Annotated in this window: 9 protein-coding genes; 5 read left to right on the top strand and 4 right to left on the bottom strand. The window is 44.5% G+C overall.

Annotated elements, in window-relative coordinates:
• Nucleotides 1-76 precede the first annotated feature (76 nt).
• Entirely contained in the window at nt 77-430 is a 354-nt protein-coding gene (locus VMW01_13570) for a DsrE family protein (protein ID HUW07281.1), read from the bottom strand.
• 2 nt (nt 431-432) lie between these two features.
• Complete coding sequence (locus tag VMW01_13565) at nt 433-699, bottom strand: SemiSWEET transporter (protein HUW07280.1); 267 nt, start codon at nt 697-699, stop codon at nt 433-435.
• A gap of 261 nt (nt 700-960) precedes the next feature.
• Here VMW01_13565 and VMW01_13560 point away from each other — a divergent pair, with 261 nt between their 5' ends.
• Genes VMW01_13560 through VMW01_13550 form a run of 3 tightly spaced genes read left to right on the top strand, consistent with a single transcriptional unit; the run spans nt 961 to nt 5,146 of the window.
• Nucleotides 961-3,393: a TonB-dependent receptor gene (locus VMW01_13560; GenBank protein ID HUW07279.1), complete on the top strand. Its 2,433-nt coding sequence runs from the start codon at nt 961-963 to the stop codon at nt 3,391-3,393.
• Between the two features lie 28 nt (nt 3,394-3,421).
• Nucleotides 3,422-4,165 carry a hypothetical protein gene (locus VMW01_13555; protein HUW07278.1) on the top strand — a complete coding sequence of 248 codons (744 nt, stop codon included), beginning with the start codon at nt 3,422-3,424 and terminating at the stop codon, nt 4,163-4,165.
• Between the two features lie 57 nt (nt 4,166-4,222).
• Nucleotides 4,223-5,146 (top strand): TIGR01777 family oxidoreductase, encoded by a 924-nt coding sequence (locus VMW01_13550; GenBank protein HUW07277.1) that lies wholly within the window; start codon nt 4,223-4,225, stop codon nt 5,144-5,146.
• Here VMW01_13550 and VMW01_13545 read toward each other — a convergent pair.
• Nucleotides 5,143-5,523 (bottom strand): VanZ family protein, encoded by a 381-nt coding sequence (locus VMW01_13545; GenBank protein ID HUW07276.1) that lies wholly within the window; start codon nt 5,521-5,523, stop codon nt 5,143-5,145. The two genes, VMW01_13550 and VMW01_13545, sit on opposite strands and share 4 nt — an antisense overlap.
• Nucleotides 5,524-6,253: 730 nt before the next feature.
• On the opposite strand from VMW01_13545, the gene VMW01_13540 reads away from it, so the two are divergent.
• Nucleotides 6,254-15,940 carry a hypothetical protein gene (locus VMW01_13540; protein HUW07275.1) on the top strand — a complete coding sequence of 3,229 codons (9,687 nt, stop codon included), beginning with the start codon at nt 6,254-6,256 and terminating at the stop codon, nt 15,938-15,940.
• Between the two features lie 268 nt (nt 15,941-16,208).
• On the opposite strand, the gene VMW01_13535 is transcribed toward VMW01_13540, so the two are convergent.
• On the bottom strand, nt 16,209-17,357 hold the full coding sequence (locus VMW01_13535; GenBank protein ID HUW07274.1) for an ATP-binding protein: 1,149 nt from the start codon (nt 17,355-17,357) through the stop codon (nt 16,209-16,211).
• A 1,540-nt stretch (nt 17,358-18,897) separates the two neighbouring features.
• On the opposite strand from VMW01_13535, the gene VMW01_13530 reads away from it, so the two are divergent.
• Nucleotides 18,898-19,931 (top strand): hypothetical protein (locus VMW01_13530; protein HUW07273.1); only part of this gene is annotated, 1,034 nt, incomplete at its 3' end.

Here is a 19,931-nt window from a genome sequence, read left to right as displayed (position 1 = left end):
CAAAGTAATTAATAGAGGAGGCTTGGACAGCCTCCTTTTTTTACTAAATGGGGAAAAACATATGAATATTCGGTTACTAAAATACCATACACTTTTCGCTATCGAGAACCCAAGCAGATAGCTCCGCTAAATTGCTGCGCTTGGCTCCCTCTACCAGACGGCTATCAACCATACCGCGAGCATCCATACAACTTCCGCAGAGCTTCACCTCGCAACCCCTGCCAACTAACCCCTTGATAAAACGCTCTACATTGTAGTATCCATCGGGAGTATGCTGGCTTGGTAAGGCACAGAATACAGCATCTGCCATAAGGAAGATACGAACAGTCGTATCGGGTGAATCCTTTTTTATTTGCAATGCAAGTCGTAATGCATTGTACGCCTTCTCACTTCCGTATGGCGCTTCATTAAGTAAAAATAGAATGCTCATGCTTATCGTTGTTTAAAAATATCATTAAGCTTCAAAAAAAGAATGGTTAGCGAGGCAACCAGCGTAAATGCGTTGGCATAAATAATTGGTTTGTCGTTCTGGAGAATGCCATAGACTAACCAAAGCGCTATCCCCAAGTTTATGATGGAATACATCAGCAGTGATATGCTTTGGGTATCCTTCGTTTTAATAATCTTAAACGCTTGTGGGTAAAATGAAACCGTAGTAAGAATTGCTGCCACAAACCCAACCAGCTCGTTTGAATCCATTTTTTCTTTCAAAAATAGGAAAAAGGCGGGGATCAATACTCCGCTTGTAAAAAATACAGGTAATTCACTTTATATCAAGACATAATAACGGAAAAGGAACATAGTGTTTAAACATTGTCTACAAAATAATGAACAATAATATATTAAATGGGTTAATATTTTGAGAAATATCAAAACAGTTGCCGAATGCTACTACAAGAAGTTGTAACTTTCAAAATGGATGATGCTCCATAAAATTTAACACCGATAAAGATTTGACAGATGAAGCAAACACTTCAAGTAAAAATTAAAAAGATAGACCTTTTGATAAGAAAAATATTGCCGCTTTTTATTATTGCTGTAATTAATATTCAGGCCTTCGGCCAGAACAATGGGGCAATAAAAGGCCGAGTATACAACATTAAGAATAACAAGCCGGTGCCATTTGCTAACGTCATTATTTGGGATACCAACATAGGAACGGTATCCGATTTTGAGGGCAACTTTATTTTCACGGGCCTAAAACCAGGCTTTGCTGAGGTGAGAGCTTCATCGGTAGGCTTTAAACCGTTTGTTTCTGCAGAAATAAGAGTCACCAATGCGGCTGCTACCAATCTAGACATTGGCATGGAGGAAACCTCCATACAAATTCAGCAAGTAACAGTTACGGGATCTGTATTTAGGCAAAGTGAGGAGAGCCCTGTTTCCTTGCAAAGAATTGGCATATCGGAGATTGAAAAAGCACCAGGAGCCAACCGCGACATTTCCAAAGTAATACAGTCTTTCCCAGGAGTATCCTCCACACCTGCTTATCGCAACGATATAATTGTTCGAGGTGGTGGTCCAAACGAAAATCGATTCTACCTCGACGGCGTTGAAATTCCAACCATAAACCACTTTTCTACCCAAGGAGCATCGGGCGGCCCCATTGGGATTATCAATGTTGATTTTATCCGCGAGGTGAATTTTTATACGGGAGCATTCCCAGCCGATAAGGGAAATACGCTTAGCTCCATTATGGACTTCCGATTAATAGATGGAAACGCCGACAGGCTCAAGGTAAAGGGAGCTTTTGGGGCCAGCGACCTTGCGCTAACTCTGGATGGACCAATTAGTAAGAACACAACCTTTATACTCTCTGCACGTCGCAGCTACCTTCAGTTTCTCTTCAATGTTTTGGGGTTACCCTTTCTGCCTACCTACAACGACTTTCAGTATAAGGTAAAAACCCGCATAAACGACAAAAACGAACTTACCTTCATTGGGTTGGGTGCACTCGATCAGTTTAAGCTCAACACTAGCATAAAAAACCCAACCGAAGACCAGCAGTATATCCTCAATTCCCTGCCGGTAAACAATCAATGGAGCTACACCGTTGGGGCTGTTTACAAGCACTTTAGAGCCAGCGGATACGACACTTGGGTAGTTAGCCGTAGCTTTCTGAATAACCGAGCATACAAATACAACAACAACGATGTCAACTCCTATAAGCTGCTAGACTATACCTCCACCGAAGGCGAAAACAAAATTCGTTATGAGCACGACCGAACCACCTCCTCCGGCTTTAAGCTCAACTATGGTATCGCCACCGAATATGACCAGTACACAAACAAAACATACCGGCTAACCTCCATGGGGGACAGTGTTCAGACAATAAGCTACAATAGAAATTTGAACTTTTGGAAGTGGGGCATTTTTGGTCAAGCCACCAAGAGCATTTTAGATGATAGGCTAACACTATCGTTGGGAATCAGAACCGATGCCAACAGCTACTCTTCGAAGATGAACAATATGGTCGACCAACTTTCACCCCGCTTTTCGGCCTCCTACATGCTCACAAACAGATGGTCGGTAAACTTCAATACCGGCCGATATTTTGAGTTACCTCCCTATACTACACTTGGTTATGCGGCCAGTGACGGCACCCTCATCAATAGGCAAAATGGGGTTCGCTATATTCAATCGGACCACCTTGTTGCAGGCCTTGAATATCGCCCCAACGAAGATAGTAAAGCCTCGATTGAGGGATTCTACAAGAGCTACCGACACTATCCCTACTCCCTTACCGACTCTGTTGCCATCTCGAGCAAGGGTGCCGACTATGGAACCTTTGGTGATGAGGCAGTGATCCCAATTGGAGAAGGCCGAGCATATGGAATGGAGCTGCTCTACCGTACCAAAAACATTCTGGGATTTAACGCCATAGTTGCATACACCCTTGTTTGGAGCGAATTTAAAAAGGCAGATAAAAATTTTGTGAATACCGACACCTACATCCCAACGGCTTGGGATAACAGGAACATTATCACCATTACGGCAACCCGTGAGTTTAAAAGAGGTTGGGAGTTCGGGTTCAGATGGCGCTATGTGGGTGGTGCGCCTTACACACCATACGATCTTAACCGTTCATCGCTCATCGACGTGTGGAACACTCAGAATAGGCCATATTATAACTACTCCGAATTTAATTCGCTCCGGTTCAAGGCGTTTCATCAGCTCGATATAAGGGCTGATAAAACCTACTATTTCAATCGATGGACACTCAACTTCTACCTCGATATCCAAAACGTATATAACTTTAAGGCCGAAGAGCAACCAAACTATATTGCAACTGTTGTAGACCCTAGCGATCCTTCCCGCTATATTCTAAAGGAGATTCCCAGCAGCGGCTCGGGAACCATTCTTCCAACCATTGGGTTGATTGTTGAATTTTAGTGATTACCGTAATTTTAGCCATCGAGCCATGAAAAAGATTTTGAAAACTAAACTTTACCTAATTGCAGCAGTGTATATGCTTACAGCATGCACAAGCAGTAAGACCAACTCCCCAAATGCTGTTCAGGAGATAAAAACCAAGCCAGACCCAAAAGGTCGAGAACTGCAAGTTGAGGTTGAAAAAGGGGCAGCCTTTAACCATCCACTTATTGCCATCTGGATTGAAAATGAGAATGGAGGATTTATCCAAACGCTCTACGCTTCCAAATCTTTTTCAAAGGGCATTTTTAAGTACGGCGTAAGCGATGGTACCAGCTGGAAACCGGGTCCCCGACGAAGACCTGCTGCCCTACCCTACTATGCTCACAAGCTTGGCATACGCACGTTGGATGGACTTTACCTACCTACCCCCGACAACCCAGTTCCCGATGCGGTTACAGGAGCAACACCAACAGGAAATTTTGTTGTTGATGCAACCACACAGGTTAAACTAAAACACATTAGAGTGTTGCTGGAGATAAATCAACCATGGGATTTTAACGGTTCTTGGACAAACAATCTTTATCCAAACGACGAGGAATACAAAACCTCGGGGCAACCTGCAGTAGTTTATGCTGCAACAATTAATACAGACAGCCTTAAGCCAGTGGTAATGGTTCCAATTGGCCACAGCAGCTACAACGGAAAAGATGGCAACCTCGATGCTGACCTTTCAACATTAACCACGGCGCTAAATATTATAGGCAAGGCAACAGTTACCTTTAAAAACTAGCAATCTCTCTTATACAACATTCTAAGGGCTAAAATGACCCCAACTGAAAATAATGAAATGAAGTCTAACACATCTCATCCCAAGGTTGCCATTCTTGGTGGAACTGGGCTTATTGGTAGATCACTGGCCAATAGGCTCATGCAGGAGAATTACTTACCGATAATTGTAACCAGAAATATTCAGCATGTAAGCCCACAATTCGAAGCTCAGCATTGGGACGGAAAAAGTGCCGGCGAGTTGGCCAATATCCTAAGCGGATGCGTTGCCATCGTTAACCTTGCTGGGGAAAACATTGCCTCTGGCATTTGGACACCTAAGAGGAAGCAAAAGTTGCTTAGCAGCCGATATGACATAACCACCAACCTTGTTTCTGCTTTGGCCCTACTGCATCACAAGCCGGAAGTACTTCTACAAGGTTCGGCAGTTGGCTTCTATGGAACCCACGCCAATGATGCCGACGAACAAACCTCAGCAGGCAAAGGCTTTCTTGCTGAACTTACCGTCCTCTGGGAATCGGCAGCCTACAACGCCGAAAGGCTTGGCATAAGGACGGTTTACCTGAGAACAGGCATTGTGCTCGCTCAAGCAGGTGGAGCATTTCCAAAAATGCTCATTCCATTTAAACTGTTTTTAGGAGGAAACATGGGAAGTGGTAAACGTGTAATCCCTTGGATTCACCTCGACGATGAGGTAAATGCAATTGTTTTTCTGCTGAAGAGCGACAACGCTAAAGGAGCCTTCAACTTAGTTGCACCCGATAAAACAACTCAGCAGGAGCTCAACCAGCTATTAGCGAAACAACTTCATCGACCAAAGTGGCTTCCAATTCCATCATTTCTCTTTCGATTGTTGCCCGGTAGTATGGGACAGGAGATATTCCTTGCCGACCAGCACATTAAACCTACAGCATTGCGACAGCTAGGGTATAAATTTAAATATGAAAAGGTAGGTAACGCGCTGAAGGATTTAATATTAGGCTAAGCACTAATTCTTTCAATGGTCATAAAGAGGACCAATCCTACAGATAATCCAACACAATTGGCAACCATGTCGTGATAGCTAAATGTTCTACCGGTTAAGCCCTGGAGCGTTTCGATGGAAACAGTTAGTGCCAGGCATAGAGCCACAAGTTTCTGCCATCCGTATTGGTTCAACACATCTACACCTCTGCTCCTCGCATGTGCAAAAATGGCTGTAATACCAAAAAATACAAATGCGTGAACTAGGTAGTCGGCCCTAAACACAAACCCAGCAATTCGCGCATGGGTAAACCCTACACCGGGAATTAGAGCCACCACAAATAGCGCGGTAATCCACCCCCAGAACGCCAACTTCATATGTATCGGTCGAACTTTCATAGGGTGGAAAGATAGTGATTATTCATTATTATAATCTTCAGGTGGGGTTTAAAATGAGCCATTTGATTGATGGAAAAGTAGTGACAGAAAAGTGACGGGTTACAGAGTTACAAAAAATCCGAAGTCCGAGGTTGTTTATTTCCGGTCCGCTGCCTAAGTTTCTCTATGGAACACTGTGAAACTCATTGAAGTTTGCTCAATGAATGGCCACTATTTCATAAAAGATAACTTAGGTCAAAATGTGAACTTCAAAAACCGGATGTCCAAAATCGGGCAAGAAAAGTAAAAGATTCCACATAAAATGCATTATTGCATTAATATGCTGAATATTACAATTAGCGGCTTGAAAATTGCAAATAAAAAAAGGCGCACAAACGTTTCATTAACTTAAAATTAGTTTATTAGATTTTTTTCGACTCAACACAACGACTACCTCTAATAGTTGTAGTTGATAATTAATGGTTTAATGCAGACATAGATTGAAAGCAAGTTGAATTTATAGACTTAAAGAAAACAGTTTTCGCTATTGCAGTAATCAAGAGAAAATCGACACGCCCGAATTTGGGCGTTATGTATACTTGAAAAGGAACAAATGAATACCAACTCTAAACGACCAACAGAACCTAGAACTGGCAAAATGCAACTTGAGAATATTTTAGTTAGCATGAATTGTTGCCATAAAAAATTATCAACTGCTGTTTGCGGCTGTAATGATGATTTTAATACTGGCATGAGAAGTTTCCTTCTTACAATTGCCATATTGCTTGGTTCAGTTGGCTTTGCATTGGGGCAAACAACTTTGTTTAGTGAAAATTTTGAGAGCTATCCAACAACATCGAATCTTCCAACAGTTGGCACCAATCAATGGATCCAATACCTAATTGGAGCTAATAATAACCCTTGGGGTATAGGAGGTTCTGCCGGGAGTATATCGGGCAACAATAGCCTAACAATTTATCACAATAATGGTACAGAATATACATATAGGAACAATAGGGCGACAGAAAGAGTTGCCTACTTCTCCAGTGCAATTGATGCAAAACAATATTTCAATTTAAGGCTCAGCTTTAAGTGGAAATGCGTTGGAGAAAATAATTACGATTATGGTCGTGTTGTTTGGTCAACAGATGGTACTAACTGGAATGACGTAAGCACAACAAATTATCAAGGTCAAGCTTCAACCCAAAGCGTAACCAACTTGAACATATCAGTTGCCGACTTTCAAGTTTTCTACCTTGGATTTAGATGGATCAACGATAATAATACAGGAACAAACCCAGGATTTACAGTTGACGACATTGTACTATCGGGAACACCTATTCCAACATATTACTCCCAATCCGGCAATCCAACCCAACTATCCAGTTGGAATACTTCACGAACTGGTGGTGGCACAAGCCCAACTAGCTTTACCGCAAACAACCAAACATTTGTGGTGCAAGCTACTCATTCCATGACTGCCGCTTCGGCATGGAGCATTTCAGGAACCAACTCCAAACTTGAAGTTGAGACCGGAGCCTCACTTACCGCAAATGCCGCCATCACCCTCTCGGCTACTACCACCTTCCAACTCGATAACGGCGCTACCTATAACCACAATGTTACCTCAAACGCAGTGTGGGGTGGAACAGAGTTGATCGATCTTGGGTCAACTGTGAACTATGGTTATGCAGGAGCCCAGAATGTAGCGGCACTGAGCTATGGCAACCTAACCATTGATGGTGGAGGAACAAAGTCACTTCAAGGCAATACTATCGTCAATAGCGTTCTTTCCTTAACAAACGGCAACTTAAGCCTTGGGTCGGGTGCATTCAATTTAACTCTTGCTCCCGGAGCCTCCATTTCAGGTGCATTCGATGGCAATCACATGGTAGTTTGCGATGGAACGGGTAGCCTAATAAAGCAGGGAACCACTCAAAACGATTTTGTAATGGTTTATCCTGTTGGAACAGGGACCTCCTACACCCCTTACGAAGTTTCATCGCTCACGGCAACGGTAACCGGAATAGGAGCCATAAGCTTGAGAGCTGTTCCTCTCATAGCACCAGGTCCCCCATCGGCTGCTAGCACCGACCTCAAAAAATACTGGAATGTTTCCACCTCTGGCCTTTCATCGATAGATGCAAATCTTCGGCTTACCTACATTAACCCTAGCGAAGTGGGGCTTGGTGGAGATCAAACAAAATACATTCCTTACTACTTTAACTCCGCCACCTCAACCTGGTCTATTCCTGTAGTAGCAAGCGGTGCAGGGGTCAACCCCATGACAGTATCGAGCGCCACCTCCCTAACCGGCCAGTGGACCGCAAGGGAACAACCAATCTATACAACATACTACAGCTATCAGTCGGGGCCATGGAACACCTCCACAACCTGGACCACCGACCCATCAGGAACCCTTTCCGTAAGTCCTGCCGTGCCCGGTGCTAACGACCGAGTGGTAATATTAAATGGTAGAACGGTAACAACTCCTGCAAATGGCTATCAGGTACTGTCGGTACAAATTAATGAAGGTGGAACTTTAGATCTTGGCAACTTTACCACACAAACATTTACGGCTGTTCGTGGACAAGGACTAGTCCGTCTTCAGAATACTACTTTCCCATCAGGTGATTGGAGCAATTTTGTTTCAGCCGGTGGAGGTACCGTTGAGTACTACAACACCTCCAGCTTCAACTTCTCGCAGCTGGTTTACAACAACCTAATCATAAACCTCTCCACCAATGCGCTAGTTGCCACGCTACTCGGCGACATGACCGTTAATGGGAACCTAACAATCACAAGAGGTAAGTTCCAGATTAATGACAATAGCAACGTTAGCCGGAACCTATCAGTCAATGGAAATGTGTACGTTAGTCCGAATGGTAGCATAGGTATTGGCACCGGCAATATAAACCATCGTATGGTTGTTAATGGTAATTTTACTAACGATGGTACTGTTGTTTTTACTGAGTTGAATGCCGCTGATTATAGTGGCACTAATTTATATAATTGGTGGGCACCCACTACCCCCCTTTACGCAACTGCAGATGTGGTTTTCAACAATCCAACTTCAGATCAAAACCTTCAGTGCAATGGAACTAGTAATTTCTACCGAATAGAGATTGATAAGGGCTTTGACCAAACCTACGTGCTGAATATCGATGCCAGCGACAATACTAAATTTAGGCTGTTTGGTAGAAACGATCAACAATCTAGCCCTCCTTTAAATGCTCCTCCTTCCATTGAGAATGGCAACGCTCTGGGTCTTCTTGCTGGAACGGTAAGACTTGGTCCGAATATTGTGCTACCAAGTATGGCCGATAACGCGGTATACAATGTTGACCTCGACGCGCAGCTATGGCTTGATGGCGCTACCGTTACCTTTTCGTCAATTGCATCCAACACGGCGTTTGTTATTTATGGTAAGCTAAAGGTTACTAATGGGGCGACCTTCAATGCCAATGGTGGTCAAGGGATTGTTATGCGCGATCAGAGTGCCATCACTATGGAATCTGGAACAGTGACTACTCCGGTTATTCGTACCTCCTACATCAACGGTATTCATAGGGGCGCATTTACGCTATCGGGTGGAACCATTAATATTACTGGAAACACTCTAAATATAAGCGGACTCGAGATATACGCAACTTTGACGTTACCCTATCCGGATAATGTTTTTAGAATGAGCGGTGGTACCATTAACATTAGTGCACCAAATACGCTTACAGGAGGACCGGCAACCAACTTTAGCATGCTACTTGGCTCCAATCCAAATAATGTTTCGGTTACCGGTGGAACAATAAACATTACAGTGCCAACCACTGTGGATGCCTATATTAACTCTACTGTTCCACTATGGAATGTTAATTTCACAAGTACTTCTAATGCTCGTCGCGGCCAAATTCAGGGCTACGCTGGTAATACCACTCCCTTTATTCCGGCAATTACTGCTCAGCCACTTATTGTTTACAACGATCTAAACGTTCTGAATTCAGCAGTTTTTAATGCCAACGGCAGCAATGTAACCGTTGGTCACGATTTTACCATTAACACTGCAGCCGAATATAGAACAGGAAATAACACTACAACCTTCAATGGTAACGGAGGACAGCGATTTACCAATATTGGAATAGTAAATAACAACACTGGGCTCTATAACCTAACCATTTCCGGCAGTTCCAACACCGATATCTTCTCCAATAACCTCATCGTAAGAGGAGATCTCGACATTGAACCCAACTGCTTCCTCAACGATGTGGGACATACCATTAGCGTTGCCGGAAACATTACTAACTCCGGAACCCACACGAGTCAGGCTAGTGGAGCGGTTCTGCTAAATGGTACCTCGCTCCAAACCATTGGAGGCTCAGGCATGGGTGTATTTGGAAACCTAAATTTAAACAACGCCACAGGAGCTGCACTTGCAGCCAACCAGTCGATAACCGGCAATCTGCGTTTGGCAACTGGTCTCCTAAACATTGGCACCTACAACCTAACGCTTGGTGCAAGTAGTAACGTTTATGATGCCCTTACAGGTACAACCACCAACTTCTCCGGAACCAAAATGATTCGGTTGGCAGGGAACTTGAGCGATGGCGGGTTAACCAAAACTTACAGCAACACAAGCAGCTTCCTTTTCCCCTTTGGAACGGCAAGCGATTATACTCCGGCTACCCTTCAATTTACCATGGCTCCAACCAATTGGGGTTCGGTAACCATACGTCCGGTTGCTCAAATAGAACCCTTTGCTACCTCAACCAACACGCTCACCTACTACTGGAAGGTTACCAGTGATGGCTTTACTGGTGTGCAGGCAGGATCGGTAAGCCATAGCTACAAGTATGTGGACTCCGACCTTTTAGGACACGGTACGGAGGCAAATTATATTCCGGCGGCCTATCGCCCGTATAGCTGGGTTCCAATCAATGACATATCGAAGGTGGTGGATGCCTCTAACACTATCCTTTTCAACAATATCAACTTTATCGATGGCGACTATACTGCCGGAGAACTGTCAGCATTTCAGGCGGTTAAAGTATACTATAGCCGTCAATCGGGTAACTGGAACGATATTAATAGCTGGAGCTCCGTAGCCGTTGGAGGAGCCGTAGATGGAACCATCCCAGGAGCAAGTAATCCAGTTGTAATTGGTGATGCGGCAAACCATGACACGATTATAGTTCCCCTTGGCTTCAACAATATTGTGGTAGGTGGCCTTCAGATTAGTAAGGGTTCTGTTCTTGATATTCAAACCACCACTGGACATAACTTTGGAGCCATTCCCGACACCAAAATCCAAGGTAATGGAACGCTTAAAATATCCACTGCTGCGGCTACTGCAACCTTTCCGAATGGGGACTTCGGCAACTTCTTGTCGAAAGGTGGAGGAACCGTGGAGTACTATAGCACGGCCACACTTGGGTCAGCCACCTTTAAGCTACCCACAACTTACACTTCTGGGGCCTCAACCATCAATATTGTGGGGTATAACAACCTTATTACCTCTCCCGAAGTTGGGAAGAGCATTACCTTACCCAATACCAACTTGGAAATCTACGATGATTATACGGTGGCTGGAACCGGTATTTCTCAACTAAATAATACCGCCACGTCTCGCCTAGTAACCGTCGACTCTAACTTAGTAGTCCAGAGCGGAACCCTTCGTTACACTAATGGAAACAATACTGCTCAGAATGTTGTGGTAAATGGTGATGTTACAGTTAATGCAAGTGCAACATTCGACGTTAATACTACTGGGAATGCTGCCAACAGCTTAACACTTTACGGTAACCTCACCAACAATGGCATCTTCGATATGAATACCGGTGCCAACCAAGTTTGTAATGTAACCTTTACAGGCAATACCAACAAGGAGATAAATGGCTCGGGTAGCACCACCGACTTCAACACCATTGTGGTAAACAAAGGTAGTTCGCGGAACACTTTGTTGGAGGTAAAATCTTCGGCACTTACCCTGAATGCAAACCTTGCCACCGCCCTTACTTTAACCAACGGAACATTTAGACTTACAAGCCCCATTACCCTAAACCTAACCAACTCAGGAAGTTTCAATATTCCTGTTTCGGGCTCTCTGTCGGCAAACGGTGGAACAATAAACATTGGTGGTCCCTTGGCCACCGATGCCACCGATTTGCAACTCGATGGGCGGCTTGAAGTAATTGCCGGTGGAGTGAACATTGGAACTCCCGGGACAAATTTCAACAACGACATAGAGTACTCCTCGGCAGGCTATCCTGAGATTATTGTTAGTGGAGGAAGCCTCTACGTTAACGGGCAAATTCGAAGAGTCACCACCATTAATACCGGTTCGCTTAATTACTCCCAAAGCAACGGCTCGAGCACGGTAACCATTGCCGGAAGTAACGCTAACAACGCCCGAGCCTTGCTCGAAATACTCAATACCGGAAGTAAATTCAATATGAGTGGCGGAACGCTAAATATTATTGGAAGTTTTAATAGTTCTGCCTACAATGACCTTTACTTGGCACCGGACACCAGCAGCGTTACCGGAGGGACCATACTCTTTGGCTCATCCATTACCCCTGCCAACACCGACTTCAACATGGTTACCTCCGTTCCACTCTATAACCTGGAGGTGGATGCAACAACCAACGATAAAATCCTTGATCTTCGCATTTATCCGCTCACGTTAACAAACAACCTTACCATAAATGGCAATTCCATTTTTAGGACCAACGGGCTGAATGTTACCATTGGTGGGAATTTGGTGAATACCAACTCCAATGCTGCGGCAGGACTAAATGTTGGCGGTTACCAGCCCGGAATCTCAACACAGCTGACCACTTTCAACGGCTCTGGCATCAAAAACATTTCGGGTATTGGTGCTAACCTAACAAACTTTGCAAACCTAACCATCAACTCATCAGGCACCTTATTGCTAAATTCCAGTAGCAATATCAAGATTAATAACAGCCTTACCCTGAATAGTGGCACGCTGGATGATGGAGGCAACTCCATTTCATTGGTGGGTAACGTTAAAAATAGTGCGACCCATGCCAGCTCCATTGCCGGTGGTGGGCTCTATTTTGAAGGCAGCCAGCCTCAGGTGATTAGCGGAAGCGGAACAGGAGTTTTTGGCAACGTAGTGCTCAACAATACCACCGGCATTAACATGGTGGACAATAGCATGATTAACGGCAAGTTGACATTTACCTACGGAAGCCTATACATCGACGACTACTTGCTGACACTTGGTGCCGGAGCCTCAATTGGTGGAACACCCGACGCCACAAAGATGATTATCTTGAATGGTGTAATATCCGACGAAGGGGTTAAAAAGATTTATCCTACCGGAACCAGCACCTTCACCTATCCCATTGGAGTAGCGGGAAAGTATACGCCTGCCACCTACAACTTTACGGCAAATGCCAACAGCAATGCATTTATCACCGTTAAACCTGTAAATTATGCTCATCCTGCCTTGGCCAACCCCATTGGTGATGAGCTTAAATACTACTGGAATGTTATTTCAGGAGGGTTTAGTGTTGCTCCAACTATTTCCCACACATACAATTACTTGGCCAGTGATGTTACGGGTGATGAAAACACCTACGTCACTGGGCGCTTTTTAGCCGGGGTTTGGAATCCACTGGCTGGAATTCCCGGAACGGTGACCCCCGCAACCCATCAAATAGATCTGAGCAATGTATCCTATATCGATGGTGAATACACTGCTGGAACAACAACCAACTTTACGCCTAACCTTCCCATCTTATACAGCATAAAATCTGGAAATTGGTTTGACGATACCGTTTGGTCTGCAGTAAGCAGCAGTGGAGCATCTTGCAGCTGTCATCCCGAAGGAAATCCGGTTATTATTGCTGCAGCCCACACCATAACCATGGATGCCGATGGTGCCGATGCCTACTCCGTAGAGCTTAATGGCACGCTCGACGTTAAACAAACCGTATTTCATAACATCGGTCACGTTACAGGTGGTGGAAAGTTTAATATTACCTCTACCAGTGCAGGTTTCTTTGTATTTCCTGGTGGTAACTACGATGTATTTATGGCCACCCTCGGAAGCACCATCGAGTTTATGGGTAACAACGATGCCAGCTTGCCGCTTAAGCCGGGTAACAACTACAAACCTTATCAAAACGTAATTTTCTCCGGAACAGGTAAGAAGCTCATTTCGGCAGAAGACCTTAAAGTGCTCAACAATTTAACCATTAAAGATGCCGGTTCAATTCTCAGCAACGAACTGTTTAGCAGAAAGATAACCATACTTGGCAACTGGACTGACAATAACACCACGGCCGTTGGTGGATTTATTCCAGGATCGGGCATGGTTTACTTTAACGGCAGTGCAAACCAAAATCTAACCATCGCAATAGGTGCGGCAACAGAGCAGTTCTACAACCTAACTATTAATAATCCTGCCGGGGTTACCATTACCGGAGGAGGAAAGGCCAACGTATCGAACCTGCTTTACCTGACTAATGGGAATATTACAACCAGCAATACCAACCTGCTCTCCATTTCAAACAGTAGTCCAAGTGCAGTAATTGGTGGTGGATCAAGCTCGTTTGTAAATGGTCCTCTGCAAAAGAAGATGCTGGCTGGTGGCTCGTTTGCATTCCCAGTGGGCGATGTAAATGGCATGAGGTATGGAAAACTCATTGTTTCAGAAACGTCTCTTACCGGTAACTATATTGCCCAATATCTTAACCACAATCCCTTGCTGGAAGGTTACGATCCTACAATCAAAACGCCACCCGTGGATGTGGTGAGCAACCTCGAATATTGGAGGGTAAATGGCCCCGCAGCATCCAGTGCTAACGTAACCGTTCGATGGGACAGCAACAGCGGTATTATTCCCATTGATGCCCTTACTCGACAAAAGCTAAGAGTGGTGGAATGGAGTGCCTCTTGGGTAAACCGAGGCGCTGTTGTTACCGACGGAGGAATTTCGAGCGGAACCATAAAAACTTCACCAACCGTTGCCCTGGTGGGTGACCACTTCTTTACCATTGGGGTAGAAAGCTTACCAACCGCCACAATTACAAGTGGTAATGCCAGCATTTGTAACGACGGCTCCTCAACGCCCATCGGCATTTCTCTGACTGGAACTGGGCCATGGACCATTAAATACAAAATCAACGGAGCAAATGAGACAACCATCAGCAATATTGCTACCTCGCCCTATTCGTTGGTAGTTTCCAACGCCATTCCTGCTCTGGCTTCTGGTGGACCAGGCAACTATGCCTTCACCATCTCCTACGTGAAGGACGCTACCGGCAGCACGGGTATTCGCGACTTTACTACCTCTGCAACCATTACCCTGAATGCATCACCAAGCCCTGTAATTTCAGGACTTGCAACCACTCCAGCCAATTCGGTTGTTACCTATAGCACTCCAAATGTGAGCGGAGTAACCTACCTCTGGAGCGTAACAGGTGGAGTAATCCAAAGTGGGCAAGGCACATACCAAATTCAGGTAAAATGGGGTGCAGGCCCAGCCGGGACGGTAACCCTATCGGAAACGGTGACCACCGGCGGCTGTAGCAAAGTTACTCCTACCTACAATGTAACAATTACCGATATTCCTAACCCATTAGTTTCGGGCAACGATGTGGTTTGTGCAGGTGCAGGTTACGAAACCTACTCCACCCCATTGGTTGGAGCTCATACCTACTCGTGGACTGTGGTTGGCGGCACCATTGTGTCAGGACAAAACACCAACACCATTTCGGTTGATTGGACAATAGCCGGAGCCGGATCGGTAAAGGTTACTGAAACAGGGTCGACCTCCGTATCGAATACCTTACCCGTTACGGTTAACCCGCTGCCGCCATCGACCAATGCCGTTTCGGACCCCACCGTGTGTGCAGGTGATGTTGCCAATGTTGTGGTAACAGGAGCTCCGGCGGGTATAACCTACCAGCTGCGGCTGAATAGCGATGATACTCCAGTTGGAAGTCCAGTGAGCAGCGGACCAGGCGGCGATGTAACACTTCCGGTTACAGTTGCGACCAACACGGTATACAACGTTTGGGCAACCAACGAGTATAGCTGCGGCGTAGAACTTACCGACCTTGCAAACGTAACAGTTAACCCCAAGCCCACTGCATCGTGGATTTCGAGCAACACCTCTACCTGCGCAGGCAATACGGGTGATGGATTCTCGGTAACCAACGTGGCAGGTTGCACCTATGCTTGGACCATTGAAGATAATGTGGGAACCATTGTTGGCTCAGGCAACGCCATTACGGTGAATTGGAACAGCAACTCCGCCATATTTACTGGCCTAATTACCAGCGTAGTTAAAAAGGTAACCGTAACCATAACCAACGCCGGTGGCTGCTCCACCATTCTGGAGCAGGATGTAACCATTCATCGAGTTCCGGAAGCCGGACCAGTGTACCATGTGAGCAATAGCTTTGGGTATTGATTGGGAGGTTAGGAGATTAGGTTGTTAGGGTATTAGGTTATTAGGAGTTTTCTAAAATAGTGGATTGCAAAAACCCCCGGCCAATTGGTCGGGGGTTTACTTTTTGATTGGAGATTAGGATGTAGGTTTTAGGTGATCAACTTCGGTCTTCAGACTCTTTTGCAACACAGAGTTACACGGTGGGTACACAGAGTTTCACAGAGAAAAATTAATAGAATTTATGCCATCGATGGCAGCCGCACAACTTCCGTATTCCATCTCTTTCAAGTCAATGCTCAACTATCTTTGGTATTTTCTTCCAGTTCACTATTGATATTTCTCCGGTCATCAGTGATTCTTCCCCCGTGTAAACTACCATCAACTGAGCCTGCTTATCGGGGAATTTTTTGAAGTTTTGTAAAAAGTCCTTACTATAAGTTTGACCAGCTTTTACCTCAATGGCCAATGTATCTTGGCTCCCACGCTCAATTATACAATCTATCTCAGTCCCATTACTTTCGCGCCAATAGTAAACAGAAGGTCTAATGCCTGAATGGTAGAACTGCTTCATGATGTCACTGATAACCAAGTTTTCAAAGAGCGCTCCGTAGAGGTAATGGGTCTTAATCATTTCTGAATTGCTTATGCGGAGCAATGAACAGGCGAGACCAGTGTCAAAAAAATAGAGCTTGGGAGACTTAATTATCCGCTTGCTGAAATTTTTGTAATAGGGTTGCAATAGGAAGATAATAAAGCTGGCCTCAAGAAGCGAAAGCCAAGATTTTGCTGTATTCACGGCTATACCAGCGTCGTTGGCCAACGAGGTAAGATTGAGAACTTGACCAACTCTTCCTGCGCACAGCCCGAGGAATCGGGCAAAGGTGTTCAGGTCTTCCACTGCTTTTAAAGTCCTTACATCTCGCTCTATATAGGTTTGAAGGTAGGATGGGTAAAAATCAGGTGAATTAATGCCCATGTCGTGAAGGCGGGGATAAAATCCCTTGAAAATTGTATTGTAGCTATCGTCGTTGCTGTTAAGTTCTGCAAAGCCATATGGCAGCAAATGGCTCACGTAAACACGGCCCGCCAAGGATTGGGTAATCTGCTGATTCATCAGAAAACTCTGAGAACCGCTGAGAATGTATTGACCTGCGCTATTCCGTTCGTCGGAAACAACCTGGAGGTAGCTGAATAACTCCGGCAAGTTTTGAGCCTCATCAAAGATAACTTGGGAGCCATTATTCCTTAGAAAGCCGATTGGGTCATCCATAATAAGCTGACGATGATCCAAACGCTCCAAATTGAAGTATTTGAAATGTGGAAATGCATTGCGCAAAAGTGTTGTTTTTCCGGACTGGCGCGGTCCAGTAATCGAAACAATGGGAAATTGCTTGAGCATTCGCTCAAGCTGGGGTTGTAACTCTCTTTGAATAAACATAACTTATGCAATTATGCAATCACATTGCAAATATACATAAATTTCAAAGATTAGTCAAGGGTGGCATACGAAATTCGCTCAATGCGTTTTTGTGGATGTGCTCTAAACCTCTTTTGGCGGTTGCTGTGCAGGGTAACGGCAGAGCAACGAACAACATTGGAGCGTGCACCGCTGCTCGCTAAGCCATGTCTCTTCTACAAACATTGCACCCCGCTGGGGTGCTGAATGGTGTTTTGCACAATAGGTGGGTTCCTTGTTCCTCGTTCCTCGTTCCTTGTTCCTTGTTCCTCGTTCCCTGTTCCTTTTGTCTTTTCACTTTTCACTTTTCACTTTTAACTTTTAACTTTTAACTTTTAACCCCGATGAATCGGGATCTCCACTACGCTCCAACACGTCACTCTACCAGCAAATTAGGATGTTAGCGATTTAGGTTATTAGGGAAAAAGGCTGCAGGTATTCACACTTTTATTTTGGATATGCTCTATGCACCTTTCGGCGGTTGCGGTGCAGGGTAACGGCAGAGCAACAAACAACATTGGAGCGTGCACCGCTGCTCGCTAAGCCATGTCTCTTCTACAAACATTGCACCCCGCTGGGGTGCTAGGTCTCCCGCCTCTTTTAGCTACACAGGGTTACATGGTAGTTTCACGAAAAAAAGTAATTGAATTTAAACCATTGATGGTCACTGCACATCTTCGGTCTTCCGACTCTTTTGTAACTCTGTCACTGTCGTAGCACAGTGTTCCACAATGTTTCCACAGAGTTTCACAGGAAAATTATGGCTTAGGGATGCAGTTAGTTGCACATATTGTGAATAAAGCAGTTTTTATCTTTCAAATTTTTGTCTTTTGTCTTCTATAATGGGGCTATAGTTGCAAATCTTCGGTCTTCCGACTCTTTTGTAGCTCAGTCACTAGTCACTTTTTATTGGAAACTTTGTTGCACTCCGACTCGCCACTTTCCCGTCACCCCTAACTATTCACCACTCTTTTCAGCCCATACATCCCATAAAGAATTAAAGCAGTCAAAAAAAAGGATGTTGTAGCAATAGCATGGAAACATATCATTTGGGAACCTCGTTAATTGCTGTAAGCTTTGTAGTGGGCAGGGGCTAGATTTGAACATGCAAGCCTTTACCTCATTTTAGAGCTATTTTTAACGTATATTTAAGCTCTGATATTTGGTGTTAATACGCTGCAGGAACGTATTGATATGATTAGGGTTGGGCAATATATGAATTTTGAAAAAAATGTTGCTTCCCCTATTTTTGTTCGGAGTGTATGGGATCACCAGTTTTCTAATATAAAAAAGGTATTACAGCATAACGCCCATACTCGGACGTTTGCTTATTTAAATATTTAGTATTTATGTTCGAATATAGATTATTACAACGCTACACTGCAATTGGTTCGAGTATTGGTTTAAAAATCCGATTGCTGCATGTTGCTCATTTATGGAAAATGAGCAAAAATTTTTGTGAAAGCCTCGAAATTCAGGTGAAGAGATGATACACTTTTTAGCTACAAATAACGAGTGCCCTATGAAACGTAAACCTCACACCGCAAACCATACCATCATGATGACCTTTACCCAACTCCCTTCAGCTACAACTCAAATCCGACAGGTTTTTTTGAGGAGACCAATGGTCCAAAATTATTTTCTTAAAGGACTACTTTTTCTCCTGCTGATGCTTTCGTTTGGAGGTGCGTGGGCGCAGGTAAACGGAGATTATAGAACCCGTAATTCTGGAAATTGGAGTGCCAATGGCACCTGGCAGGTCTATAATGGTGGTTGGGTAAACTGCGCGCCAGGCGATTACCCCGGAGCAACCGCTGGGGCTGGAACCGTTACAATTACAAACAATATTGATGTAACCTTAAATACAACACCGACTAACAGTATTGGTGCACTAGTATTAGCAACCGGCAATAGAGCTTCCTATATAACATTTTCTGGAACTAATTCATTAAATGTTACAGGCGTAACTACAATTGAATCACCTACATCTACAAATGCAAGTCGTTACAAATACATAAATGTTCTTGCAGGATCATTATCCACCGCAAGTATTGTTATGGATGGAAGTACCAATAATGGAAGGGATAGTTACATAGAAATTTCAACAGGAACTGTTACTGTAAGTGGAGATATAACCATGAATAGTGCCGACCCACGAACCTACTTTCTATTTTCTGGGACAGGAATGCTTAAGGTTGGTGGCAATATGAGTGGAGGCGGTATTACAAGCGCAACTGGAGGTGGTGCTTCTGCTCCAACAAGTGGTTCAGTTGAATACAATGGAGCCTCAGCCCAACAAATAGGATCCTATACCTATTACGACCTAACAACCTCCGGCGGTGGAACAAAAACACTTACCGGAGCAACAACCGTAAACAACAACCTTACCCTTACATCAGGAATACTGCAGCTGGGTAACAACAGCCTAACCATTGCCAATACTGCAACTAATGCCATTCAGGGTGCCGCATTTAGTGCAACAAATATGATCGAAACCAACGGTACAGGTTATGTTGTTAGAAGCGCTGCCACTGCCCTACCCATTCTATTTCCGGT

It is taken from the genome of Williamwhitmania sp., from assembly GCA_035529935.1.
Taxonomy (GTDB): Bacteria; Bacteroidota; Bacteroidia; order Bacteroidales; family Williamwhitmaniaceae; genus Williamwhitmania.
Note: the sequence above shows the minus strand (reverse complement) of the source record. Positions and strands in the feature narration are given on the sequence as shown.